The 24,426-nt window shown below is 69.3% G+C and carries 22 protein-coding genes; 8 read left to right on the top strand and 14 right to left on the bottom strand.

What is annotated here, in order from left to right:
- Positions 1–15: 15 nt before the first annotated feature.
- Both ACIA5G_RS42095 and ACIA5G_RS42100 read right to left on the bottom strand, forming a co-directional pair.
- Positions 16–1,410 (bottom strand): hypothetical protein, encoded by a 1,395-nt coding sequence (locus ACIA5G_RS42095; RefSeq protein ID WP_395933896.1) that lies wholly within the window; start codon positions 1,408–1,410, stop codon positions 16–18.
- A gap of 708 nt (positions 1,411–2,118) precedes the next feature.
- The gene (locus tag ACIA5G_RS42100) at positions 2,119–2,526 is read right to left on the bottom strand and encodes a hypothetical protein (RefSeq protein ID WP_395933898.1); all 408 of its coding nucleotides are present in this window, start codon (positions 2,524–2,526) and stop codon (positions 2,119–2,121) included.
- A gap of 540 nt (positions 2,527–3,066) precedes the next feature.
- On the opposite strand from ACIA5G_RS42100, the gene ACIA5G_RS42105 reads away from it, so the two are divergent.
- The 5 genes from ACIA5G_RS42105 to ACIA5G_RS42125 all read left to right on the top strand — a co-directional run bounded on the left by ACIA5G_RS42105 (position 3,067) and on the right by ACIA5G_RS42125 (position 10,010).
- Positions 3,067–4,104 (top strand): FkbM family methyltransferase, encoded by a 1,038-nt coding sequence (locus ACIA5G_RS42105; RefSeq protein ID WP_395933900.1) that lies wholly within the window; start codon positions 3,067–3,069, stop codon positions 4,102–4,104.
- Between the two features lie 452 nt (positions 4,105–4,556).
- Positions 4,557–5,906, top strand: coding sequence for a nucleotide disphospho-sugar-binding domain-containing protein (locus ACIA5G_RS42110; protein ID WP_395933902.1), 1,350 nt, complete (start codon positions 4,557–4,559; stop codon positions 5,904–5,906).
- 328 nt (positions 5,907–6,234) lie between these two features.
- Complete coding sequence (locus ACIA5G_RS42115) at positions 6,235–7,464, top strand: class I SAM-dependent methyltransferase (protein WP_395933904.1); 1,230 nt, start codon at positions 6,235–6,237, stop codon at positions 7,462–7,464.
- A 123-nt stretch (positions 7,465–7,587) separates the two neighbouring features.
- Entirely contained in the window at positions 7,588–9,009 is a 1,422-nt protein-coding gene (locus ACIA5G_RS42120) for a nucleotide sugar dehydrogenase (RefSeq protein ID WP_395933906.1), read from the top strand.
- Entirely contained in the window at positions 9,006–10,010 is a 1,005-nt protein-coding gene (locus ACIA5G_RS42125; protein ID WP_395933908.1) for an NAD-dependent epimerase/dehydratase family protein, read from the top strand. Before ACIA5G_RS42120 ends, ACIA5G_RS42125 begins: the two co-directional genes overlap by 4 nt.
- Positions 10,011–10,127: 117 nt before the next feature.
- Here ACIA5G_RS42125 and ACIA5G_RS42130 read toward each other — a convergent pair whose 3' ends face one another.
- Together ACIA5G_RS42130 and ACIA5G_RS42135 are read right to left on the bottom strand one after the other, a co-directional pair.
- Positions 10,128–11,039, bottom strand: a complete 912-nt coding sequence (locus ACIA5G_RS42130; RefSeq protein ID WP_395933910.1) for a TIGR03621 family F420-dependent LLM class oxidoreductase — start codon at positions 11,037–11,039, stop codon at positions 10,128–10,130.
- Positions 11,036–12,070: a Gfo/Idh/MocA family protein gene (locus tag ACIA5G_RS42135; protein WP_395933912.1), complete on the bottom strand. Its 1,035-nt coding sequence runs from the start codon at positions 12,068–12,070 to the stop codon at positions 11,036–11,038. Before ACIA5G_RS42135 ends, ACIA5G_RS42130 begins: the two co-directional genes overlap by 4 nt.
- A gap of 182 nt (positions 12,071–12,252) precedes the next feature.
- Between ACIA5G_RS42135 and ACIA5G_RS42140 the strand changes: the two genes are divergently transcribed.
- On the top strand, positions 12,253–12,690 hold the full coding sequence (locus ACIA5G_RS42140; RefSeq protein WP_395933914.1) for a VOC family protein: 438 nt from the start codon (positions 12,253–12,255) through the stop codon (positions 12,688–12,690).
- Between the two features lie 16 nt (positions 12,691–12,706).
- Here the strand turns inward: ACIA5G_RS42140 and ACIA5G_RS42145 are convergent, their stop codons facing one another.
- A complete protein-coding gene (locus ACIA5G_RS42145) occupies positions 12,707–13,663 on the bottom strand; it encodes a cyclase family protein (RefSeq protein ID WP_395933916.1) in 957 nt (318 codons plus the stop codon).
- On the opposite strand from ACIA5G_RS42145, the gene ACIA5G_RS42150 reads away from it, so the two are divergent.
- Positions 13,638–14,174: an HPF/RaiA family ribosome-associated protein gene (locus tag ACIA5G_RS42150; RefSeq protein WP_395933918.1), complete on the top strand. Its 537-nt coding sequence runs from the start codon at positions 13,638–13,640 to the stop codon at positions 14,172–14,174. The two genes, ACIA5G_RS42145 and ACIA5G_RS42150, sit on opposite strands and share 26 nt — an antisense overlap.
- Before the next feature lie 7 nt (positions 14,175–14,181).
- Here ACIA5G_RS42150 and ACIA5G_RS42155 read toward each other — a convergent pair whose 3' ends face one another.
- Genes ACIA5G_RS42155 through ACIA5G_RS42170 form a run of 4 tightly spaced genes read right to left on the bottom strand, consistent with a single transcriptional unit; the run spans position 14,182 to position 17,189 of the window.
- Positions 14,182–14,940 carry an MBL fold metallo-hydrolase gene (locus tag ACIA5G_RS42155; RefSeq protein ID WP_395933920.1) on the bottom strand — a complete coding sequence of 253 codons (759 nt, stop codon included), beginning with the start codon at positions 14,938–14,940 and terminating at the stop codon, positions 14,182–14,184.
- Between the two features lie 12 nt (positions 14,941–14,952).
- Positions 14,953–16,215 carry an RNA polymerase sigma factor gene (locus ACIA5G_RS42160; RefSeq protein ID WP_395933922.1) on the bottom strand — a complete coding sequence of 421 codons (1,263 nt, stop codon included), beginning with the start codon at positions 16,213–16,215 and terminating at the stop codon, positions 14,953–14,955.
- An 8-nt stretch (positions 16,216–16,223) separates the two neighbouring features.
- Positions 16,224–16,547, bottom strand: coding sequence for a YciI family protein (locus tag ACIA5G_RS42165; protein WP_395933924.1), 324 nt, complete (start codon positions 16,545–16,547; stop codon positions 16,224–16,226).
- Between the two features lie 30 nt (positions 16,548–16,577).
- Positions 16,578–17,189 carry a dihydrofolate reductase family protein gene (locus tag ACIA5G_RS42170; protein ID WP_395933926.1) on the bottom strand — a complete coding sequence of 204 codons (612 nt, stop codon included), beginning with the start codon at positions 17,187–17,189 and terminating at the stop codon, positions 16,578–16,580.
- Positions 17,190–17,420: 231 nt separating this feature from the next.
- On the opposite strand from ACIA5G_RS42170, the gene ACIA5G_RS42175 reads away from it, so the two are divergent.
- Positions 17,421–19,097: an MFS transporter gene (locus ACIA5G_RS42175; protein ID WP_395933928.1), complete on the top strand. Its 1,677-nt coding sequence runs from the start codon at positions 17,421–17,423 to the stop codon at positions 19,095–19,097.
- Between the two features lie 4 nt (positions 19,098–19,101).
- Here ACIA5G_RS42175 and ACIA5G_RS42180 read toward each other — a convergent pair whose 3' ends face one another.
- Genes ACIA5G_RS42180 through ACIA5G_RS42200 form a run of 5 tightly spaced genes read right to left on the bottom strand, consistent with a single transcriptional unit; the run spans position 19,102 to position 24,351 of the window.
- Positions 19,102–20,316, bottom strand: coding sequence for a GNAT family N-acetyltransferase (locus tag ACIA5G_RS42180; protein WP_395934424.1), 1,215 nt, complete (start codon positions 20,314–20,316; stop codon positions 19,102–19,104).
- 5 nt (positions 20,317–20,321) lie between these two features.
- A complete protein-coding gene (locus tag ACIA5G_RS42185; RefSeq protein WP_395933930.1) occupies positions 20,322–21,443 on the bottom strand; it encodes a serine hydrolase domain-containing protein in 1,122 nt (373 codons plus the stop codon).
- Positions 21,444–21,493: 50 nt separating this feature from the next.
- Positions 21,494–22,483 carry a PLP-dependent cysteine synthase family protein gene (locus ACIA5G_RS42190; protein ID WP_395933932.1) on the bottom strand — a complete coding sequence of 330 codons (990 nt, stop codon included), beginning with the start codon at positions 22,481–22,483 and terminating at the stop codon, positions 21,494–21,496.
- Positions 22,480–23,139, bottom strand: coding sequence for a winged helix-turn-helix transcriptional regulator (locus ACIA5G_RS42195; protein ID WP_395933934.1), 660 nt, complete (start codon positions 23,137–23,139; stop codon positions 22,480–22,482). The genes ACIA5G_RS42190 and ACIA5G_RS42195 overlap by 4 nt, the downstream gene beginning before the upstream one ends.
- Positions 23,140–23,151: 12 nt before the next feature.
- Positions 23,152–24,351 carry a MalY/PatB family protein gene (locus tag ACIA5G_RS42200; protein ID WP_395933936.1) on the bottom strand — a complete coding sequence of 400 codons (1,200 nt, stop codon included), beginning with the start codon at positions 24,349–24,351 and terminating at the stop codon, positions 23,152–23,154.
- Positions 24,352–24,426 lie beyond the last annotated feature (75 nt).

Consider the following 24,426-nt stretch of genomic DNA (forward strand, 5'->3'; position numbering starts at 1 on the left):
TCACTGGGCAGCAGTTCAGCGCGAGACACTACCGACCGCCCTCTTCACCGCGCGAATCCTAGGCTGAAGCGTGTCCTGCCAAAGTAAACCGTAGGGCGCAGCGTGCGCGATCTGGCTCACGTCCTCCTGGATCAGCTCACGTGCGAATTCCGCTTCCTCGTTGTCGGAAGACCAAAGCTGTTGAAGCAAAGCGGCCTCGCCAGGGAACCATCCGCCGAAGGATTCCAAGATCTCGGCTGCCTGCTGAAGTGGCGTACCCGAACCCGTCGTGTTCGTCGCCAGCTCGACCGCCTCCACCGTCATGTTCCACGGGACTTCACCCCGTGGACGATCCATCGCGGCAAGCGAACATGCCTTGCGGGTCAACAGCGGATGCCCCCCGTACTCCGCGTAGAGGAAGTCGATCACCCGGTAGTCCCGCACGCGCACACCCATTCGACGACCGAGATCACGCACCATCTCGGCCATTTCGTCCCGGTGCAGCGGAGCCAGATAGTGCAGGCGAACGAGTTTGTACAACAGGTTGTCCGTGCCGTTGGACAGCAACGGCATTTCGAAGATCGCCGGATCTACTCCCGCGCAGACAAGCACAATTTCCGCACCGGGACGCGCGCCCTGGATCATTCCGCGCAATTGGGTCAGCGCAACGAACAGTTGCGCCGCTTCCTGTTCGCCAAGGTAGGACCGGACGGGAAACAGCTGGTCCACCTCATCGATGAAGAGCTCGATGGTGACGCCAATGAACTCGGCAAGCACTTCCACGTCGCGGAGCCAGCTCTGTCGCACCAGAGCACTGTCTGTCGTCACCTCTCCGCGCCGGGAGATAGTTCGCAGTCTCGGCATCGAACATTCAACCGCGGACGCCTTCGCCGCGGTGAACATGCCTTCCAGGACGCGGCCCCGGAAGTCGTCCGCCCCCGTCACGCCGCTAATGTCCAGCCAGACGACCGGCTTTCCGGCCTCGCGCCGAAGGTCGCTAACCAGATTCATCAACGAGGTCTTCCCGGCCTTTCGCAGGCCGAAGATCCCGACCGACTGGCGACGCTCGATCGCGGCGATGATCTGGTCACGCTCCGCGCGGCGGCCGAAGAAGCCGCTGGCAGCCCGAACCGGCGCCGTGATGTCGTAGTGGTCGACGGAGGTGAGCACCGAAGACATCCGGTTTCGGATATCCGGTGCGTCCGTCGCAAGATCGGTCAGCAAAAGGTTGATCGCGGCGAACTCACCTCGCCGCCGACGAGTGAGCGCATCGACCTGAGGGTCGAGACCGGCGATCACCATCAGGCCGGGGTCGAGCCGGGCGTTGCTCCGAATTCGCTGTTGCACCTGCTCGAGCAGGCGAGGTTCGACTTGCTTGTACTCCACGTAGACCAATTGGATCTCCGCGTGAGCGTCGAACATCTCGGCCACGTATGGAGGTAGCGTTATGTTCAACCACCAGCGGTGAGAGTCACCCTTTTCCGGCTCGAGCCGCCATATTCCGCATTCGGAACGAGACAAATATTTGAGAAGCGCTTCTCCGTACCTCGTCTCCGCGGCGAACCTGCGACGAAACTGATCAAGGACCAGCTGGTTCTCGGTAGAAACATAGTTCCCACGCGACGCGGACAACGGTCCTCCAGAGTTCCCGAGCAATGGTCTTCGAGGCCCAGTATATCGCCGAGTCGCGGCGACACCTGTGCTGACACGCGTTACTGACTACCATCCTGCGCCGGACATCGGCCAGAAATAACTCACCTGCCATGGGCATACCCGGTGAAATGTCGCCCTCCGCCCTGAGTGCCACAGTCCGGCCCTGGACAGCGGCATTGCACCTCGAGCCGATCTGTAACAAGCGGCCTCCGGCTCTCCGACAAGAGATTGTCCCGGTCGAACCCCGGAGGCCGCGCGTCGCGCGGTCCGGTTCCGCGCGAGCCAGAAAGTTCCTGAATTAGTCCGGATCCGCCAGCCTTCGCCGGGTTGTTCCTCGAAGGCGACGCCGGGACAAGTCGTTCACTAAGCGAAACGGGTTGGTCCTCGGGCTCGCTGGCACCGTGCGTTCCTGCGTGAACGGCCGTCAGTGGCGGTGACGGCGGCTGACTCTACCGCGCCTCGCTCGATCCCGGCCGCAGTGAAGTCTCAGCGCCGGGAATAGTACTTGTGCACATGGCCGACATGGCCGGCCCAGAAGAGTTGGCGATCGTCCGACGAGGCGGGGACGGCAAAGCCCTTACTGCGAGCCAAGGCATAGAAGCCGGGGCCGGCGTCGTTGGTGTCGAGGTACTGGACGAGTGCGCTGATCAGCAACCCGCCAATCTCCTCGGCGGTGTCTTCGGAGATCTGGCCAAGCAGCGCACCGACAGCAGCCCGGTCACTGTCGAGGTCGAAGTCGAAGCTCTTGGCGCCCGTCCGGTTGACCAGCGCCGCGTTGAACTCAGTGTACGAGGTGGTACGGCCCATGCGAGCTCGCTCGATGAGGAACTCCTTTCCGACTGACGTCAGCTGCGCCCACTCGTCTTCAGAACGCCCGTACTGCACGAGTCTCACGCTCCTTTTTCTACCATGACCGGCTGCTGCTGGAGTCGCTCGATGTCCCGCCGCCGCTACACCTCCCGTCGTATCCGCTTATGGCTCCAGAGCGTGCGGCTCGGCACGTCACGTTCGGCAGCTCAACGCGGGGGCCTGCCAAGCGACTGACATCCCTGGTCATTGCGAGGCTCCGGCTGCGCGGTGCCCGCTCGACTTGGTGCGGCTCAGCTGGCGTCAGACCCCCGGTCGCGTGCCAGCCGCACAGCCGTTCGAAACGACTGCGGCCAGTCCTCTCACGATTTTTACTGGGGCACAGCTGGGGCAAACACCCTTCCAGAACCGCGCTCAACAGCACTGGAGTGCTCCTAACTGCCTCAGACTGCCCCAGCTGATCTGCGGATTCACCAAAAACGCAGGTCAAGAAGCCACGCGCATCTCACTGGCAGTGAGGGGGTCAGGGGTTCGAGTCCCCTTAGCTCCACAATCGTAAGAACCCCTTCGTTCGGCCTTCCTGGCTGACCGGAGGGGTTTTCTGTGTTTCGCCTCGGTGGAGGGTTCATGGAGCGGCTGGTTCCCGATGTGTCCGGTTTCAAGCCGGCACTGGCCCGCCGGGTGCGGGCCACCGTGGGGTGCCCGGACGCCGACGGCATCCCCAAGGTCGGGCACGCCGGCGAATGCCGTGACCACGAGGGTGGGCGGGTGCAGGTCATGCACAACGGCCTGCTCGTCGAGGAAGGCGGCTACTACGGCGCTTGGATGACCGAGATCATCCGTTCGCTGCGCGGCCACCACGAACCGCAGGAAGAGCTGGTCTTCCACCGGATCGTCGAGCGCCTGGCGACCGGCGGCGGCCGCGACCCGGTCATGCTCGAGTTCGGCAGCTTCTGGACGTACTACGGTCTCTGGTTCTGCCAGGCGCTTCCCGCCGGCCGCGTCGTCGCCGTCGAACCGGATCCCGCCTACCTCGAGGTCGGGCGCCGCAATGCCGAACTCAATGGCTACGGCGACCGCGTCCGGTTCGTCCGGGCGGCGATCGGCGACCGGCCCGGCGAGCCGATGGACTTCGAGGCCGAGAGCGACGGCCGGACCTACCCCGTCGCCCAGCACGACCTCGCTTCCCTGCTGAGCGAAGCAGATCTCCCCCAAGCCGATCTCGTCCTGGCGGACGTCCAAGGCGCCGAGACACTGCTGCTCGACCGCGCCCGCGGTGACCTCGAAGCGGGCCGGGTGCGGTTCCTGGTCGTCTCGACGCACCACCACACGATCTCCGGTGACCCGCTCACCCACCAGAACGCCCTCCGGACCCTGCTCGACACCGGCGCCCACCTCATCGCGGAGCACACGGTCGGCGAGTCCTTCAGCGGCGACGGCCTCATCGCGGTGTCGTTCGACCCGCGCGACGAGGACCTCACCGTTGCGGTCAGCCACGCCCGCCACCGCGAGTCCCTCTTCGGCGAAACCGAGTACGACCTCGCCGCCGCGCTGTCGGCGAGGGCCGACGCCGATCGCGCCTGGAAATCCGCCGACGGCTACGCCAAGCATCTCGAGCAGGAGCTGGCCCGCGTCACTGCCGAACGCGACCACTTACAGCGCTGAACACCGTTCAACAGCAGGCTGTTGCCGGTTGTACGGGCGTGGATCCGGTCCGTGGCCGCAGTTCAGGAGATGACCGGTGGTCGTGGCGGGCCGGACACTGGGGCGGATCTGAACACGCGTCGACACTCCTGATCCGGGAACCGGGCCTCAATGCACGTCGCTCTTGTTGTCCGACCAGCTCATGGTCATGTGCTGCCGTCCGACGGCCGGCCTTGATCGGGGGGATGACGATGAACGACCGTGAGGAGAAATTGCTGTGACGCCGTCGGCCTCCGCTGCGGCCGACCGTTGACCAGGACCTTCGGCGCGGCGCCGGAAGGCGCCCCTTCACCCGGCGAAATCCGATCCGCCGCACCGAAATGATCGGCTACGTCGCCACCCCGATTCGAACACGACAGCACTTCAGGTACCTGAATTCCCCACCGCACCGAAAGACGTCCAAGGAGTTCTCCATGCGCGTAGCATTCGTGATCTGGCCGGCACCGGCCCATCTGTATCCGATCGTCCCGCTCGCGTGGGCGCTCAAGGCAGCCGGCCACGAGGTCGTCGTCTCGACGCACCCGGCGATCGCCGAAGAGACCGCGTCGATGGGCCTGACCCCGGTGGCGACCTGCGAAGCCGACAGCACCGCGCTCCTGGGGCCCGCGTCGCCCTACGTCTCCGAGCGGGCCGACCTCGCGAAGATCACCGCCGGCCTGGACTTCGCGCCGGACGACCCGGACCGCGAGCACTGGGACGTGCTGACCCAGTACTACGTGCCGTCCATGTGGGACTTCCTGCCCTACCGGGGCGACCCGACCCAGCCGATGCCCGCGATGGACGGCATGGTCGACTTCTTCCGCACCTGGAAGCCCGACCTCGTGCTCTGGGACCCGTGCATGCCCGGCGCCGCGGTCGCCGCGGTCGCGGCCGGTGCCGCGCACGCCCGGTGGTGGACCGCACCGGACGTCTTCTGCCGCAGCATGGACACCATCGCCAAGGCCAACACCCGGCCCGGCGCCGAGCCGGTGGCCAACCCGCTCCTCGAAACCATCCGGGCCATGGCCGAGCGCTACGACGTCGAAATCAACCAGGAGCTGCTCGTCGGGCAGTGGACGGTGAACCCGCAGCCGCCGGCGATCGGCCCCGAGGTCTCCGCCCACGTGCTGCCGCTGCGCTGGATCCCCCACGCCAAGCAGCAGATCCTCCCCGACTGGATCTACCCGAAGCCGGAGCGCCCCCGCGTCGCCATCTCGCTCGGACTGTCCGAACGGTCCTTCATGGCCGGTGGCTGGGACCACATCCCCGCCCTGCTCGAAGCCGTGTCCGTGCTCGACATCGACGTGGTCGCCACCCTCAACGACAAGCAGCTGTCCGCCGTCGACAAGATCCCCGACAACGTGCGTGTGGTCGAGTACGTCCCGCTCAACCAGCTCATCTCGACCTGCGACCTGCTCATCCACCACGGCGGCATGGGCACCGTCCTGCCCGCCATCGCCAACGGCGTGCGCCAGATCGTCGTCGACTTCATCGGCAACGCCATCTTCGCGACCCCGGACTCGGGTGAGGGGAAGCTGGGCCGGTCGCGCTACAGCCTCGGCCCGGCGCTGGCCCGGTACGCCACCGAGTCCGGCGCCGGCCTCGTCATGAACATCGCCGATCCGGACCCGCTGGAGATGCGCGAGCAGATCCAGAAGGTCCTCGCCGACCCGTCGTTCCAGCAGGGCGCGGACCGGATGCGCAGGGACTGGCTGTCCACGCCGAGCCCCAGCGAGTTCGTCCCGATCCTCGAGCGCCTCACCGCCGAGCACCGCCGCGGATAATCCGCACCATCGCCTGAAGAAATGGTTTTCCCGGCCTCACGGTGATGTTTCCGGCACTGCCGGACATCACCGTGAGGCCGTTTCATTTGATCAATCCGACCGTGAGATAATCACCAACGCACTCGGGACACAGTCACCGGATACCAGGCAAAACGACAATTCCGAGTCCGATGTAGACGCTTGTTCCGGCGAAGCAATAACGGAGACGCAGCCGGAATCTGCGCGCCGTACGGTTGCGCTACTGCAGAACCGTGCGACTGGGGTCGCGTGTTCTTGTTTCTTACTCCGCGTTGTTGTCGACGAGTTTCTAGTGCCAAGGAGTTACGTCGTGAGTGACAGTCGAACGTTATGCCAGACGTGCCAGGACGTCCCGGTCCGCGAGTTCCTGTCGCTCGGCACACAGCCTTCGGTCCACTTCCTGGCGAACCAGGAAGAAGCGGACAACGAACAGGTCTGGCCGCTCGCGCTCGGGTTCTGCGAGCAGTGCAGCCTCGTGCAGGTGATGGAGTCGGTCAGTGAGCGCATCCTGTTCGCGGGCGACGACTACCACCACATGGCGGGCCTGACCGCCGGCTACCGGAAGCACCTGCGGGGGCTCGCGGACAAGCTCGCGGGGCTGTACGACTCGGCGCCCGCCGGCCGGTCCGTCGTCGAAATCGGCAGCAACGACGGCACCCTGCTGGACGAGCTGGCCACGCGCTCGTTCGACGTCCTCGGGGTCGACCCGGTCGGCGCGGTGTCGCCCGGCGGGTCCCCCGTGGTCCGGGACTACTTCGACTCGTCCGTCGCGACGGAGCTGCGGTCGTCCAAGGGCCCGGCGGACATCGTGATCGCGCTCAACACGTTCGCCCACGTCACCAACCTGCAGGACGTGCTCGACGGCGTGTGCACGATCCTGGCCGACGACGGGCTGTTCGTGACCGAGTCGCACTACCTGCCGGACCTCATCGAGGACCTGCAGTACGACTTCGCCTACCACGAGCACTCGCGGTACTACTCGCTGACGGCGCTGGACGCGGCCTTCCGGCTCCACGGTCTCGAAACCGTCCGCGTCGAGCGCATTCCGACCCACGGCGGATCGATCCGGGTCTACGCGGGCTTCGCGGGCGCGCACGAGATCCACGAGTCGGTCACGGAACTCCGCGAGTACGAGCACGGCCTGAAGCTCACGGACTCGATGATCTACACCGAGTTCGCCAAGCGCGTCGAGGACCACAAGGACCGCCTCCGCCGGCTGATCAAGGAGCTGAAGAGCACCGGTGCGCGGGTCGGCGCGGTCTCCGCTCCGGCGCGTGCGGTGACGCTGCTCAACTACTGCGAGCTGGGCGCCGACGAGATCGACGTAATCTCCGAAATCAGCCCGCGCAAGGTCGGCAAGCTCTTCCCGGGCACCCACGTCCCGATCATCAGCCAGGAAGAACTGTGCGGGGACGGGCAGCCGGACTACGCCCTGCTGCTGTCCTGGCACATCGCCGACGAAGTGGCCGCGAACCTGCGGAAGTCGGGATTCCGCGGAAAGCTGATCCTGCCGTTCCCCGACCTGAAGATCATCGACTGACAACACCGCGTGGCTCGGGCCGGGCAATTGCCCGGCCCGCTGTCCCGTTGTTCACGATCATTCGCCTGACCGAATGCCCAACGATTTTTTTTAGATCGAGCACTTTCACTCGATGGAGACGAGATGCGAGCTGTATCCGACCACCAGGATCCCTCGGTGGCAGTCCTGGGCTTCGGCTACGTGGGGTCGTGCATCGCCGCCACGCTGGCCGACCGCGGCTTCGACGTCGTCGGCGTGGACGCCAACCCGGAACTGGTCGAGGAGTTCGAGCGTGGCCACTGCCGCTTCCAGGAAGCGGGACTGGCCGAGGCGATCGGACGCGCCAAGGCCACCGGCAAACTGCGGATCACCACCGACACCAGTGAGATCGGCGCCGCGGACGTCGTGCTGATCACGGTGGGCACTCCGGTGCTCGACGACGGATCCCTGGCCGACGCCCAGCTTCGGGGCGCCTGCCTCGAAGTGAGCAAGTACCTGCGCGAGGGCCAGCTGGTGGTGCTCAAGAGCACCGTCCCGCCGGGCACCACCCGGAGCGTGGTGCGGCCGCTGCTCGAGCAGAGCGGGCTGACCGCGGGCGCCGACTTCGGCCTCGCGTTCACCCCGGAGCGGCTGGCCGAAGGCACCGCCATGAAGGAGGTCCAGACCCTCCCGATCGTGGCGGGCGGGCTGGACGAGATCAGCACCCAGGCCGTCACCCGGTTCTGGAGCCGGACCCTGGGGGTCGAGGTCATCCCGCTGGACAGCTTGGAGGCGGCCGAGGTCGTCAAGCTGGCCAACAACTGGTGGATCGACCTGAACATCGCGCTGGCCAACGAGCTGGCCAAGTTCTGCGCGCTCTACGGCGTGGACGTGCTGGACGTGGTCCGGGCGGCCAACACGATCACGAAGGGCAACGGGCGGGTCAACATCCTGCTGCCCAGTGTCGGCGTGGGTGGCTCGTGCCTGACCAAGGACCCGTGGATGGTGTGGTCGGCGGCCCGCCGGCAGGGTGTCGAAATCCGCACCGCGGCGGCCGGCCGGGACGTGAACGCCGCGATGCCCGAGTACACCGCGCAACTGGCCGTCAACACGCTGACCGGCCTCGGCAAGGACCCGTCCCGCGCCAAGGTGGCCGTGCTCGGCCTCGCGTTCAAGAACAACACCGGCGACCTGCGGTCCACGCCCACGCTGGGGGTGATCGAGGCGCTCCGCCGGATCGGCGCCGACGTGCGGATCCACGACCCGCTCGTCGACCCGGGGCTGGCCGAGCAGATGTTCGGCTTCGCGCTCACCGAGAACCTCGACGACGCCGTCCGGGACGCCGACTGCATCGCCGTGCTGGCCCTGCACCGCGACTTCGAGGACATCGACTTCGCGGCGCTGCCGGTCGGCGAATCCTGCCTGGTGCTGGACGGCCGTGCCTACTACGCCAAGGAAAAGATCGAAAAGCTCCGGGACCTGGGGTACGTCTACCAGGGAATCGGCCGGGGCAGCGCGCTGGCGCCGACGGCCGCTTCCGCCGGCCTGGACCACGGATCGCCGAGACAAGGGGAGTTGGCGGCATGACCAACGTCGTCGAGCTCTCCACCGGCAGCCGGGTCGTGGTCACCGGGGGCAACGGCTTCATCGGGGGCCACCTCGTGAAGCGGCTGGTCGAACGGGGCGACCGGGTCATCGTCTTCGACGGGACGCCGCCCGCGCGACCGGTCGGCGGCGGCCGGGTCCGGTACGTCCAGGGCGACATCCGCGACGCGGCCGCGACGGCGGCGGTCATCACCGACGACGTCGACGTCGTGTACCACCTGGCCGCGGTGGTCGGTGTGGACCAGTACCTGGCCCGTCCGCTGGACGTCATCGACGTCAACGTCATCGGCACCCGCAACGTGCTGGAGGCGGCCCATCGCGCGGGCGCGAAGCTGATCCTGGCCAGCACCAGCGAGGTCTTCGGCAAGAACCCGGCCGTGCCGTGGCGCGAGGACGACGACCGGGTGCTCGGCTCCACCTCCTCGACCCGGTGGGTCTACTCCTCCACCAAGTCGGTGACCGAGCACCTGACCTTCGCGTTCGTCCGCCAGCTCGGGCTGGACGCGACGATCGTGCGGTTCTTCAACGCCTACGGCCCGGGCCAGCGGCCCGCCTACATCGTCAGCCGTTCCGTCCACCGGGCCCTCAACGGCGAGTCCATGGTGGTCTACGACGAGGGCACGCAGACCCGCTGCTTCACCTACGTCGAGGACGCGGTGGAGGGCACCATCCTGGCCGCGACGCACCCCGCCGCCCGGGGCGAGGCGTTCAACATCGGCAGCATGCTGGAGACCACGGTCGGTGAGGTCGTCGGCCTGATCGCCGAGCTGACCGGGGCCCGGACCGAGGTCATCGACGTCGACACGGACAAGAAGCTGGTGTCCTACGAGGACCTGCCGCGCCGGATCCCGGACACCACCAAGGCCCGTGAGCTCCTGGGCTGGGAGTGCAGCACGTCGCTGCGTGACGGCCTCGCGGCCACCATCGCATGGGCCCGTGAGAACGACTGGTGGCTTCAACAGCCCGACAGCGGAGCCGCCTGAGCGTCCGCCACACTTTCGCCCCGCCTGCCACAGGTAGGCGGGGCGAAGGTTTTTTCATGGCGGGAAAAGAAAATCGGCCGCTCCCCGAAGGGAACGGCCGATTTTCAACCGGCTCTGTCAGGCGGTTCGCTGCAGGTACTCCAGGACCTTCGCGAACTCCAGGTGATCGGCCTCGATCACCGTGAAGTAGCTGAAGCCGAACTCCTTGCGGTTGTTCTGCACCTGCTGGGCGATCTCTTCCACCGAGCCGATGAGCAGGCTCGGCGCGCTGGACACCTGTCCGGCGTCCATCCCCAGCAGCTTCGCGAACTCGGCGACCGCCGTCTCGCGGTCGTCGGTGATGATCAGCTTCGCGATCTGGAGGTTGAACTCGACGTCGGCGATCCGGGAACCCAGCGCCGCTCGGGCGGTGGTGACGTGGTGGCCCACCTCGTCGTGGTCGGCGATCCTCAGGGTGACCCCGTCGGCCGCCTTTTCGATTCCGGTGAAGCCGATGATGTCCGCCACCTCAGCGGCGTAGCGCAGCATGCGGTCACCTCGAGCGCCGATCAGCAGGGGCGGCGGCGGTGCGCCGGCCTCGGCCACGGCCGCGTTGATCGTGTCGACGATCGTCTTGAGGTGGGCGATGCGCTCACCCGGCTGCTTCCACTCCAGTCCCGCGGTCTCGACCTCCGTGCGGTCGTAACCGGTGCCCAGCCCCAGCTCGAGCCGGCCCTCCAGCAGGGTCGCCGTTGTCGCGACATCACGCGCGAGGAGCAGCGGGTTGTAAAACGCGGTGTTGAGGACCAACGTGCCGGCGCGTGCTTTTTCCGTTGCCGCGGCGGCGAGAACGAGGCCCGGGAACGGCGACGGCGTCGCCGGGTGGTCACGCGCCACCCGGGGGTCGGGCGCCACCAGGTGGTCGGGCACGTCGATCACGGTGTACCCGGCCGCCTCGGCCGCTCGGCACTTCTCCGCCCACTTCGCGCCCGGCGCCGGGTACGTCATGTTCACGCCGAAGCGGAACGGCCGTTCGGTCGGGTCGGTCATGAGGAGCTCCTCAGGGTTGTGCTCTGGCGCAACGGGAACCCGGCCGCGTGGTACACCGCGTCGATCAGCTCGGCGTTGGCCACGGTGTCGTCGAGTCCGAACGGGAACTCCGTCCCGCCGCGCAGGTGCGCCCGGAGTGCTTCGAGCTGGTGGTAGTAACTCGCGCTGGTGCCGAGCCGCTCGGTGCGTTCACCGTCGGGGCCGGTGACGACGATCCGGTCGTCGAACTGCGGGAGGACCGGGTCGCAGACGAGCGCCTCACCCCGCTCGCCGATCACCCGGGCGGTGCTCGACCACACGACGTCGGCGTCCATGTCGCAGTGCACGTGCCCGGTGGCGCCCGAGGGGAACACCAGGTCGGCGGTGATCGAGCTGTCCACGCCGGGCGAGCGCTCGGTCCCGGTCGCGCTGACCACCGCCGGCTCCCCATCGGCGAACTCGCCGAGGCGGCGCTGGAGGTGCAGCGCGTAACAACCGAGGTCCATGAGCGTGCCGCCGGCGAGGTCGAACGACCACCTCAGGTCGTCCGCGGGCGGCGGCAGCATGCGCACCGTCGTCTCGACCCGGGTGAGCGGGCCCAGCTCGCCGGAGCCGACGATCTCGAACAGCCGGCGCAGCACCGGGTGGTGCATGTTGTGCACGGCTTCCACCACGACCACGCCGGCTTCCCTGGCGATCGCGGCGACTTCCTTGGCCTCCGCCGCGTTCGCCGCGAACGGCTTCTCGACCAGCACGTGCTTGCCGGCCGCCACGGCCGCCCGGGTCCACGCCCCGTGCATGCCGTTCGGGAGCGGGACGTAGACCACTTCGACGTCGGGATCGGCGAGGACCGCCGCGTAGTCGTCGTGGACCCGTTCCACACCATGGGCCGCGGCGAACCCCTCGGCCCGGACACGGTCCCGCGCGGCGATGGCGACCAGCCGGTCGCCACTTTCCGCCGCGGCCTGGCCCATCGCGTAGGTGGCGATCGTGGCCGCGCCGAGGATCCCGAACCGCAGCGGATCGCCGCCGGGAGCTGTTGCGTCACTCACGAACTACTCCTTCGCTCAGCGGGTCGCGCACGTCCTTCTTGATCTTTCGCGGACGGGCTCCCCTGGGGCGACGGTACGACCGCCGGATCCGGGCGGGCGACTCCGTCATTGCTCAAAACGGGGTTTCTCCGCACCGGATTCGCATTGAGTGAGCCACTAGCGAGTGGAATTACCCTCCCGGCATGACAATCCAGCGATTCGACCACGTCGGCGTGGTTGTCGGTGACCTTCCGGCAGCTGTCGCGTTCTTTCTCGAACTGGGCCTGGAAAAGGAAGGTGAGGCCCCGCTCCAGGGCGAGTGGGTGGATCAGGTGGTCGGGCTCGACGACGTCCGGGCCGACATCGCCGCCGTGCGGACCCCGGACGGTCACGGCCGGATCGAGCTGACGAAGTTCCACACGCCGGCCGCCGGCCCGGGCTTCCCGGACGCGCCGGTGAACACCCTCGGCGGCACTCGCCTCACGTTCGCCGTCGAGGACCTCGACGACCTCCTCGCGCGGCTGGCCCTCCACGGCGCCAAACTCGTCCGCGAAGTGGCGCAGTACGAGGACTTCTGCCGGTACTGCTACGTCCGCGGTCCCGAGGGCATCATCGTCGGGCTGGTCGAGCAGCTCGGCTGAAGCGCGGCTCCGGCCGTCAGAACGTGGCGATCGGGTTGACCGGGCTGCCGGACGTGCCGGCGAAGCGGACCGGCGCGACCGCGAGCTGGAAGTCCCACTGGCCGAGCTCGGCCGCCGTCGTCGCGCACGCTTCCAGGTCGCAGTTGTCGAGCAGCCACAGGCCCATCGCGACGAGGCTCACGGCGTGCACCGGCATCAGCAGGTCGTCGTACCCCGACGGCTGAACGTCCTGCGGGGTGTCCGCGCCGATCAGCGCGACTCCCCGTTCGTGCAGCCACGGCAGGCAGGACGCGTGCCAGCCGGCCTGCGTGAAGCCGCCGGCGTCACCGGACTCGTGCCGGGAACGGCCGTAGCCGGTCCGCAGGAGCACCGCGTCGCCGGGACGCACCTGCACACCCTGGCGACGTTCGGCCTCTTCGAGATCTTCGGGGAACACGCCCTCCCCCGATTCCAGCCACGGCACGTCGCGGACCTGCGCGACGTCCAGCAGGACACCCCGGGTGACGATCCCGTTCGCCGCCGCCGTGACGGCCGCCCACGACGATCCCGTTGCGGCGTCGACCAACGAGTGCGACCGCCCGTTGTACATCTGGCCGTCCCAGAAGATGTGGCACGGCGAGTCGACGTGGGTGATCGTGTTGCCGTGGAACAGGATTCCGAGGTGCTCGTTGGAGTAACCCCAGCGCCGGTCGTTGCGGAACGCGGCCAGCGGCATGTGTTCGGCGCCCGGCATCTCGGCGGCGCACGGGCACGTCGTCGTCGAGCGCTCCATTTCGTCCGGCACGGCGACTTCCCAGGCACACGACACGCTCTTGCCGTGGCGCACGGCCCGCGCCGCCGCCAGCCGGACGTCGTCGGTGATGTGGTTCAGGGTGCCGAGCTCGTCGTCTTCGCCCCACCGGCCCCAGTTCGACAGCGTGTCGAAGTAGCCGAGCACGTCGTCCTGCGTGGGCAGCGTTCGCTCTGACGTCATCCCGGCATCGGCTCCTCGGTCACGCGGTTCGGAGCAAGCAGGGTATCCCGCCGGCGAGTTTGAGCCGGCGGCCCCCGTGGTACTGACGGAGTTCATCGCTGTCCCGCTTTGGAGGGTGCTCGTGCAGATCCAGGTCAACACCGACCACAACATCCACGGTGGCGAACGACTGGCCACCTTTGTGACCACCGATCTGGAGAACAGCCTCTCCCGGTTCGGCGGATGGTTGACCCGGGTGGAGGTGCACCTCAGCGAAGACGGCGGCGGCAAACCGGACGACAAGAAGTGCGTGATCGAGGCACGGCCCGGTGGCAAACAACCGGTTGCGGTGACCCATCACGCGACGACCGTGGACGACGCGTACGCCGGCGCGGCGCACAAATTGGGCCGGGTGCTGGATTCCCGGTACAACCGCGCCCACGATCACAAGGGCAGTGAGAGCATCCGGCACATGCCCGCGCCGGAGGACCCGGACCAGGTCGGCGTGCTCGAAGACGAGCCGCGGGCCTGAGCGAAGTTCACTCGGACGAGTGGCGGACCTGCGCCACGTTCGACTGGTGGGGGCCGGCGAGCCAGTCCTGGTCGAGCCGCACGTCGACCGGTTCGTCTCCCCGCCGCACCGCGTCGAGGTAGGCGCGATCGGCGGCGACGCGGGCCGCCACCTCCGGTCCCCGGGCCACTGCGCCGTGGCCGGGGACCAGGACGTCGACGTGGCGGGCAGCCTCGTCCAGCCGGTCGAGGGCCGCTTCGTAGGCGCTCACCTGATCGGGCCGGCGAGCGTCGAGCAGCGGGATCAGGACGTCGGAAAGCATGTCGCCGGCGAGCAGGACACCCCGGTCCGCGAGGAGGATCGCGGCGTGGCCGACGGCGTGCGCGTCGTGCTCGATGAGCTCGCCCGGCACCGGTCCCCCGTCCGCGGGCAGCGGGGTGAGGAGCCCGATCAGGTCGAGCGGGATGCCTGACGCGCTTTCCGCCGCCATCTTCTGCGCCCGCTCCCGGGCTTCACCGGCAACCCGGGCGCAGGCGGCGGTGGCGTAGCGCGGCACGTCGCCGAACCGCGCGTGCCAGAGCAGGTGGTCCCAGTGCGGGTGGGTGGAAAACCCGGCGACCACCGGAATGCCGAGCCGGTCGACTTCGTCGGCGAGCTGGTCGAGATCGGAGCCGCTGATGCCGGGATCGACCACGATCAGGCCGGCCTCCCCGCGCACCACGACGGCGTTGCTCCAGACCCACTCGCTCTGCCGGACCCAGACGCCGTCGGCCACCTGCTTGAACATCGGCTCACTCTGTCAGGTGTCCCCCTCGGACGCGAGCGGCCGGCCCAGCTGGTCACGGCGGCGGGTCAGGTAGGCGGTCTCGGCGGTGTTGCCCGCCAGCTCGATGGCCTTGTCGTACGCCGCGCGCGACTCCTGGCTCCGGCCCAGCCGGCGCAGGAGGTCGGCGCGGGTGACGTGGAAGGCGTGGTAGCCGGCCAGCTTGTCCTCGAGCCGGTCGACAGCCGCCAGCGCCACCTCCGGGCCGTCGAGCTCGGCGACCGCGATGGCCCGGTTGAGCGTGACGACCGGCGAGGGGTCGAGGCGGACGAGCTGGTCGTAGAGCGCGACGACCTGCGACCAGTCGGTGTCGCGGACGTCGCGGGCGGAGGTGTGCACGGCGTTGATCGCGGCGAGGATCTGGTAGCGGCCCGGCGGGACCCCGGCGGCGGCCGCGACGAGGCGCTCGCGCACCAGCCGGTGCCCCTCGGCGATCAGCGCCGTGTCCCAGGCCCCGCGGTCCTGCTCGTCGAGGGCGACCAGTTCACCGCCGGCCGAGACGCGAGCGGGGCGGCGGGCCTCGATGAGGAGCATCATCGCCAGTAGCCCGGCCACCTCGCCGTCGTCCGGCAGGAGGGCGCGGACCAGCCGCGTGAGCCGGATCGCCTCGGCGGTCAGCTCGTGCCGCACCGGATCGGTGCCGGCGCCGGTGGCCAGGTAACCCTCGTTGAAGACGAGGAACAGGACGGCGAGCACGCCGGTCACGCGAGCCGGGAGATCTTCCGCTTCCGGCACGCGATAAGGGATGCGGGCCGCCTTGATCTTGGCCTTCGCGCGGGTGATCCGCTGCCCCATGGCCGGCTCCGCGACCAGGAACGCGCGGGCGATCTCGGGCACGGTCAGCCCGCCGACCATCCGCAGGGTCAGCGCCAGACGGGCGTCCATCGCCAGCGCCGGGTGACAGCAGGTGAAGACCAGCCGGAGCCGGTCGTCGCCGATGGCGGCGGGAGGCTCGAGCGGGTCGTCGTCGGACACCATCAGAGCCTCCTTGTGCTTGTCGTCGCGCTTGCTCTCGCGCCGGATCCGGTCGATGGCCTTGCGGGTGGCGGTGGTGGTCAGCCACGCGCCGGGATTGGGCGGCACACCATCGGCCGGCCACCGCTCGACGGCGGTCGCGAACGCCTCGGCGGCCGCCTCCTCGGCGATGTCGAGGTCACCGAACCGCCTGGTCAGCGCGGCGACCACGCGGGCCCACTCCTCCTGGTGCACCCGGGTGATCGCCGCTTCGACTTCGCTCACGCTCACACTCACCGGAACGGCCGCACCTCGATCTTCCGGTCGCAGATCTTCGACGCCTCGGTGGCGAGCTTGAGCGCCACGTCCAGATCGGGGGCCTCCCACACCCAGACGCCCGCGAGGTACTCCTTCGACTCCACGAACGGCCCGTCGCTGAGCACCGCCTGCTCGCCCCGGTTGTCGATCACCGTGGCCGAGTCGGTGTCCGCCAGGCCGCCCGCAAAAACCCAGTAGCCCTCGGCGATCAGCCGGTCGTTGAACTCGCTGATGGCGGGCTGCCGGTCCGCGCTGCCGGGATTGCTCTTGTCGTCGATCACGGAAACCAGGTACTGCATCCGAAGATCCTCTCCTGTGGTGTGGGCAGGTCAGTTTCCCGCGTACTGCGGGCGCCCGGCCGGCCGGTAGACCTGGGTCAGCACGCCCTTCGAGTCGGCCCGCGACTCGACCAGGCCGAGCGCGAGATCCGGACCGTTCTCCGGGAACAGTCTCGCGCCCTGGCCGAGGATCACCGGGACCACGATCAGGATCATCTCGTCGACCAGCTCGTTCGCCAACAGCCACCGGACCAGGGTGCTGCTGCCGTGCACCTGCAGCTCACCCCCGGGCTTGGCCTTCAGTTCCCCGACGGCCGCCGCGAGGTCACCGCCGAGAACGGTCGTGTCCGCCCAGCCCGGCTCGGTGAGCGTGGTCGAGGCGACGTACTTGGGGGCCTCGGCCAAGGCCACGCCGACGGGGTGCGCGCGCATCTGGTCGTTCGAACCCCAGGAGCCGGCGAACAGGTCGTAGGTGCGTCGGCCGAACAGGAACGCCTCGGCGCGCTGGTAGGTCTGCGTGATGAAGGCGCGGGTCTCGTCGTCACCCTTCCCGAGCGCCCAGCCGCCCCGCTCGAACCCGTTTTTGCGGTCCTCGTCCGACGCGCCGCCGTTTCCCTGCGTGACTCCGTCGAGGGTGATCTGGGTGATGGTCGTGAGCTTCATGATCGCGGTTCCTTCGCCTCGGCGCCGTCCCCTTGCGGGCGGCCTCACCCCTGCTACGAAGACCGCTGCTGGGATCCGACAACGCGGCCAGGATTTTTTTCGAGAAGTTTTTCGGGGCGCTGTTCGTCACCGATCCGGTGAGGTCAGGTAGGCGAGCGCCATCTCGGTGGTTTCCGCTGCCCACGTCGTCCAAGACAGGTCGTCCGGCCAGTAGCGGCACGTGGCGGCTCGGTGCACGCACGCCCCGATGATCGATCGAGCGGCCACCTGAACAGCCGGCGCGCGGTCCGCCCGCCGGATCTCCCCGAGGTACGGCTGGGCCGCTTCGACGAGGGCCTGCTGGATCGTCGCCAACGCCTGCAGGCCCCGGTCACGGCCGTCGGCGCGCTGGCCGTCGAGGAGCTCCGGGAAGATCCGGTCGTGGGCGGCGAAAGTGCCGGCCAGGGCCCGCGTGAAGGCGCCGATGAGTTCGTGAACCTCGAACTTAGTTCGCCACGAGTGGCACCACTCCCCCTCGGCCAGGCTTGGCTGGTCCTGGTGGTCGTGATCGTCGCCGAGCTCATGGACCTCGTCGACACCAGCGTCGCCAACCTCGCCGGCCCCTCGATCCGCGCCGACCTCGGCGGCGGGCCGATGACGCTGCAATGGGTGCTGTCCGCCTACACCGCGGCCTTCGCGCTCGGCCTGGTCACCTCCGGCCGGCTCGGCGACCTGATCGGCCGCCGCCGGCTGTTCCAGCTCGGGATGGCCGGCTTCACCGTCGCGTCGCTGGCCTGCGGGCTCGCGCCGAGCGCCGGGTTCCTGATCGCCGCCCGCGTGTTCCAGGGCCTGTTCGGGTCGGTGATGATCCCGCAGGGCCTGGCGCTGGTGAAGATCGTCTTCCCGCCCGAGCACCTGCGCAAGGCGCTGATGCCGTTCGGGCCGATCATGGGGCTGGCCATGGTGGCCGGCCCGATCCTCGCCGGCTGGCTGCTGCACCTGGACCTGTTCGGCAGCCAGTGGCGCTCGATCTTCCTGATCAACGTCCCGTTCGGCATCCTCGCCGCCGCGCTCGGCTGGTTCGTCCTGCCGCGGCACAGCGGCGAAGACCGCGGTGCCCGTCTCGACCTCCGCGGGGTCGGCCTGCTCACCGCCGGTTCGGCGCTGCTGATCGTGCCGCTCATCCAGGGCCGCGAGCTGGGCTGGCCACTGTGGACGTACACGATGATCGCCGCTTCACTGGTGGTGTTCGGCCTGTTCGCCGGATCCGAACGCCGCAGCAGCCACCCCGTCATCACCCGGTCGCTGTTCGGCAACCGCAGCTTCGTCGTCGGCCTGCTGATCGTCGGCGGGTTCTACGCCGCGCTCAGCGCGTTCGTCCTGGTGGTCAACCTGCTGCTCCAGTCCGGGCTGGGCTGGACACCACTGCAGACCGGCCTTGCGCTGATCCCCTGGGCGGCGGGCACCGCGGCCGCCACCCTGCTCTCCGGCGCGGTGCTCGCCGCAAAGCTCGGGCGCGCCAACCTCCACTCAGGACTGGCCATCGCCGTCCTCGGCCTGCTCGCCCTCTGGTGGTCGACCGCGCACTGGGGTGCCGATCTCACCGCGTGGAAGCTGGCGCCGGCCTTGCTCGTGACCGGCTTCGGCTCCGGGCTGCTGTTCGTCCCGCTGTTCGACTTCGTCCTCGGCGACGCCACGACCGAGGAGGTCGGCACCGGCGCGGGTGTGCTCAACGCCGCCCAGCAGTTCGCCAACGCCATCGGCGTCGCCGCGCTGGGCACCGTGTTCTTCGCCCGCGTCGGGCAGCCGTCCACCACGTCGTACCTCACCGCCGCCGAACTGGTTTTCGGCATCTGCGCCGGCGTCTACGTCCTGGTGTTCGTGCTGGTCGGGCTCCTGCCGAGGCACTCGCAGCAGGGCTCGGAGTGACGGCTCAGAACCAGTGCACGCAGTGCGGCGGCCGCTCGCCACGGAAGAGGGTGTCCGCGAGGTCGGCCACACCGGGGCGGTGGGCGCGGATGTGGCCGGCGCGCACCAGCGTGCTCGGGGCCGTTCCGCCGAGGTAGATCGAGCCGAGGTCGCTCACGTCCAGGGACAGGTCGGGCTCGCGGTCCGTCGGAACGCACTCGGCCTTGCCGTCGCGGACGGTCAGCAGGTGGCGGCCGTGCTCGCCGCCGATCGGGTCGTCGACGTCGAGGACCAGCTCGCCGTCGGTGAACCAGCCGCGCGCGGTCAGCGCCCGCGGGACGTCCAGCAGCCGCACCCAGAGCCAGTCGGTCTCGTCGCTCGGCTGGCCGGCGCGGAAGTCCGTGAGCTGCCAGCGCAGCGGGTGCCCGGGCGGGCAGTGCTTGAACACGATCTGGGTGACCAGGTCGTGTTCGAGCACGAACCGGGCCAAGGCCGTCGAGACGGTGTCGTCGGCGGTGATGGTCTCGTCGACCGTCAAGGTGGTGCCGGGCGGGTCGAGCGAGTAGCTGGCGTACCCGTCCGCGACGCCGTCGGCGTCCCGGTGGACGGCGATGTGACGCGGCGCCGGCGAGGTGGGCGGCTGCCCCGCACGCGAAGCCCACCAGCGGTGTGGCCGGGACAGCGCGCCGGGCTGGGCGCGGCGGTACCGGTCGTAGATCTCTTCCATCAGCTCACCGGAGCCGGCCCGGCGCACCACCTCGATCGAGCCGGCGTCCGGGGTGCCGGGCGCCCGGGTCGCCGCGAAGGCGGCCCGGTGGCGCGGCACGGTCAGCCGGGAGGTGTAGGTCGCCGGTCCGTAGCCGAACCTGCGGTAGATCAAGGCCTCGGAGGCCAGCAGCACGGAGAGGAACTCCCCGCGCGCCCGCAGTTCGCCGAGCTGGTGACGCATCATCGCGCTGAGCACACCCCGCCGCCGGTGCGAGGGCAGGACGCCGACGGCGGTCACCCCGGCGGCCGGGACGATGACCTCCCCGGGCAGGGTGAGCTCGAAGGAGTACGCCCCGGCGGTGCCGACGGGCCGCCCGTCCGCCGTCACCGCGAGCAGGTTGCGGTCCATTTCGAGGGCCGACCACCAGGCGCCGCCGCCGTCGGCCTGGGGTTCCGTGAAGCGCCCGAGGGCGGTGTGGAACGTGTCGAGGAAGACGTCTCGGTCGTTGTCCGTCGTGGCCCGGATTTCCACTGCTGTCAAAGGATTCCCATCGCTTCCCACAGGACCATCGCGAGGCCGACGCCCCGCAGGTCGCCGACCTTGCCGGACATCCGGTTCATCACGTAGCAGAAGGCGGTGCGGGCGTCGAGGTCGACGATGGTCAGCGAACCACCGTAACCGCCCCAGTAGAGGGTGTTCGGGTTGGGCATCAGACGATCGCCGAGCGCGAACCCGAGGCCGAACCGCACGGGCATGTTCAGAATCAGGTCCTGCCCCGAGACCTGCAGTTCGAGCGCACGCCGGCAGCCGGCCTCGGACATGAAGCGCCGCCCGTCCGCGACACCGCCGTTGGCGAGGATGGTGTGGATCCGCGCCACCGCACGCGCGTTGCCGGTCCCGCCGGCGGCCGGGATTTCGGCGGCCCGCCAGGCGCGGGAGTTGACCTCCGCCACCTCGGGCGCCGGGTTGCCGCCCACACGTTTCTGCAGTTCGGTCACGGCGAGCTCGGGCGGCGGCCCGTCCGGCGGCGCCACCAGTTCGGCGACGCGCGGCTCTTCGGCCGCCGGCAGTCCGATGTGGAAGTCGGCGGCCAGCGGCCCGGTGATCTCCTCGCGCAGCACCGTCCCCAGCGAACGCCCGGTGATGCGGCGCACCACCTCGCCGACGAGGTAACCGTGGGTCAGCCCGTGGTACCCGCACGCCGTGCCGGGCGCCCAGTCGAGCTCCTGCGCGGCCAGCAGCGTGGTGGCCTTTTCCCAGTCGTAGAGGTCTTCGGTGCGCATCGGCTGCCGCCAGCCGGGCAGCCCGGCCGAGTGGCTCAGCACGTGGCTGACCTTGACGTCCTGCTTGCCGTTCGCCGCGAACTCGGGCCAGTAGCGGGCCACCGGCGCGTCGAGGTCGAGCTCACCGCGGTCGGCGAGCAGCAGCGCGGTCAGGGCGGTCACGGTCTTGGTGGTCGAGTAGACGTTGACGATGGTGTCGCGGTCCCACGGGCGGGCGCCCGCCGCGTCGGCGAAGCCGCCCCAGAGGTCGACGACCGGCTCCCCCTCGACCGTCACGCACAGGGCCGCGCCGAGGTCCGTGCCGCCGGCCAGATTCTCCGCGAAGGCGGCCTTCACCGGCGCATACGCGTCCCGGGCGAACCCCTGCACGACCATGTCGCCGAATGTAGACGCTCCGGCGAGCGGGTCGTACCGAATTACCGCGGCTAGGCGGCCACCTTCACCAGCTCGGTCTCCGGGGACGCGCCGAGGAACTGGTCACCGTAGAGGTCACCGCGGTCCGGGAAGAACGTCAGGATGTTGCGCGCGCCGGTGGCCTCGACCAGCTTGACCGCGCCCTGCAGCGCGATGCCCGACGTGCCGCCCGCGTAGATGCCGCGGCCGGCGAGCTCACGCACCCCTTCGGCCGCTTCCTCGTCGTCCGAGTAGTACACGTCCTCCACCAGGTGCATGCCGGACCCGATCACCTTCGGCACGCAGTTCATGTTGCCGATGCCGCGCAGGACGCTCGGGCCGGGCTCGAGGCCGAACGTCGCCGAGCCGACCCGGTCCGCCACGTAACACGGGATTCCCTTGCTGCGCAGCATTTCCGACAGGCCGACGAAGTGGCCGCCGGTGCCGACGACGAAGATCGCCGCGTCGATCCAGTCCAGGTCCAGCTTCGGCGTGACGCTCGGCACCAGCCAGCGGCGGTACACCGCCGGGTTGAGGTCCGAGTTGTTCTGGTCGGTCCAGTGCATGCCGGGACGCTCCCGCAGCAGCGCCTCGAGGAGCTCGACGCGGGACTGCTGGGTGCCGCCGGTGGGGTGCGGGCCGCTGACGATGTGCAGCTTGGCGCCGAGCAGCTCGATCTTGCGCCGGGTGATCGCCGGGATGTTCGGGTCGGTGACGAGCTCGATCGGGTTGCCGAGGATCTTCCCGGCCAGCGCCAGGCTGACGCCGAGCGAGCCCGACGTCGACTCGATCACCGTCTGGCCGGGCTCGAGCAGCCCGGCTTCGTAGGCCAGCAGCAGGATCCCGAACCCGAGGATCGACTTGAAGCTCGACTCGGTCGTGGTCATGCCGTAGATGGCGCGCAGCCGGCCCCGGCCGCCCGCGATCGGGCCGCAGTCGAGGACCGGGAGATCGGCGAAGCCCTCGAGCATCCTCTCCGCGACGAGCCGCGGGTCTTCGATGCCGTTCCAGTCCTCGATCACGAGGGGATCCTTTCCGCTGGGGTCTCGGGAGCCGCCGGGATGTGGAAGAGCCGGACGAACGTCGCGATCAGGCCGGGGTCGCCCTTCGCCTCGATCAGGCCGAGCCACAGCGCGTCGGTCGGGCTCAGCTCGCCGGCCATCAGGTGCTTGAGCAACGGCGTCTCGATGACGAGGTCGGCACCGGGGAGCTCGCCTTCCTCGACCGTGAGCACACCGTCGTCGACGCGGGCGCCGACGACCATTTCCCCGAAGCGGATCTCGAAGCTCGCCCGGACGCCGCGGGCGCGGTCGGGGCGGAACGTCGAGCGCAGCGCGAGGATGACGATGTCCAGCGAGAAGAGGTCACCGGGGCGGGGGTCGCCGAGCGAGCGCGCGCCCCACAGGCCGAGCTGGATCAGGACCGGCTCCAGCGCCCGGCCGTAGTCCGTCAGCTCGTAGGCGCCGGACGCGCCGACCCGGATCACGCCGTCCTCGACGAGGTCGCCGAGCCGGCGCTCCAGGATCTCCGCGGTGACGCGCGGCAGCGTCTCGTGCAGCTCGGCGAAGTGCTTCGGGCCCAGGATCAGGTCCCGGACGACGAGCACCGACCACCGCGAGCCGATGATCTCGAATGCCCGCGCCAGGCCGCAGTGCTGGCCGAGCGATCGGTCTGTCATGCCGGGTCCCCTTCAGCTCGCCAGTCGTCGCGGGGTCGCGACCGAGTCGGTCATCCGGTCGAGGATCGCGCGCAGCACCGGGGTCGCGGTGCCGAAGTTGAGCCGCACGAAGCCGTCGCCGCCGGGGTTGTACTTGGTGCCCGCGGCCAGCTCGACCCGGGCCCGCTCCAGGAAGTACCCGGCGGGGTTGTCACCGCAGCCGAGCGCCCGGCAGTCCAGCCAGGCCAGGTAGGTCGCTTCCGGCAGGTGGTACCGGACTTCCGGCAGCCGCTCGGCGAGCATGCCGGCGATGAGCCGCCGGTTGTCGTCGAGGTAGCCGACCACGGTGTCCAGCCAGTCGGAGGCCTCGGTCCAGGCGGCGAGGCTCGCGCGCATGCCGAGCACGTTGACGTTCGGCCCGGCCGGCAGCGCGGCGAGCTTTTCCCGCAGTGCCACCGGTCCCACGTGGCCGACCGCGCAGCGCATGCCGGCGAGGTTGTACGCCTTGCTCGCGCCGTACAGCGTCACCGTCCGGGCTTCGAGCGCGGAGCCGATCGACGCGAACGGCACGTGCCGGTGGGGTGCGTAGGTCAGATCGGCGTGCAGGTCGTCGGAGATCACCGTCAGGTCGTGGCGTTCGGCGACCTCGCCGAGCGCGAGCAGCTCGGCCCGGGTGAACACCCGGCCGGTCGGGTTGTGCGGGTTGACCAGGATCAGCGCCCGGCACCCTTCGCGCGCGACGCGGCGGGCGAAGTCCTCGGCGTCGAACACCCAGCCCGCCGGGGTGTCGAGCATCGGGATCGGGACCATCCGCAGGCCCAGCTGCCTGATCATCGCCGGGAACGGCCCGAACGCCGGCGTGTGGATCGCGACGCCGTCCCCGGGCCGGGTGCTCAGCTCCAGCGACGTCCGCACGGCGTGGGTCACGTCGGTGAACTCACGGACGTGCTCCGCGGCGGGAAACCAGTCGTAGCGGGCGTTCATCCGCTGGGCGAAGGCTTCGCGCAACGGACTCGCGTTGTCCGTCCAATTCGGATAGCCGAGGTCCCCCAGGTCGAGATATCCCCGCAGGGAAGCCAAAATCGGCTCGGCGACCGGGAAGTCCATGTCCGCGATCGACGCCGGGAGCACGTCCGGCGCCGGTGCACCCCACTTCACCCCGGGGCGGAACCGCAGGGTGTGTTCGTCGAGCCGGTCGAAGACGACGTACCGGGCCCCGTGCGATGCGCGCATGGGTCAAGAACACCGTGCCGGCAACGGAATGTCATCTCCGGAGGTGCTCAGCGCATAGCACACCCGGAGGTGCTT

The sequence above is a fragment of the Amycolatopsis sp. NPDC051758 genome (genome assembly GCF_044453095.1).
Lineage (GTDB): Bacteria > Actinomycetota > Actinomycetes > Mycobacteriales > Pseudonocardiaceae > Amycolatopsis.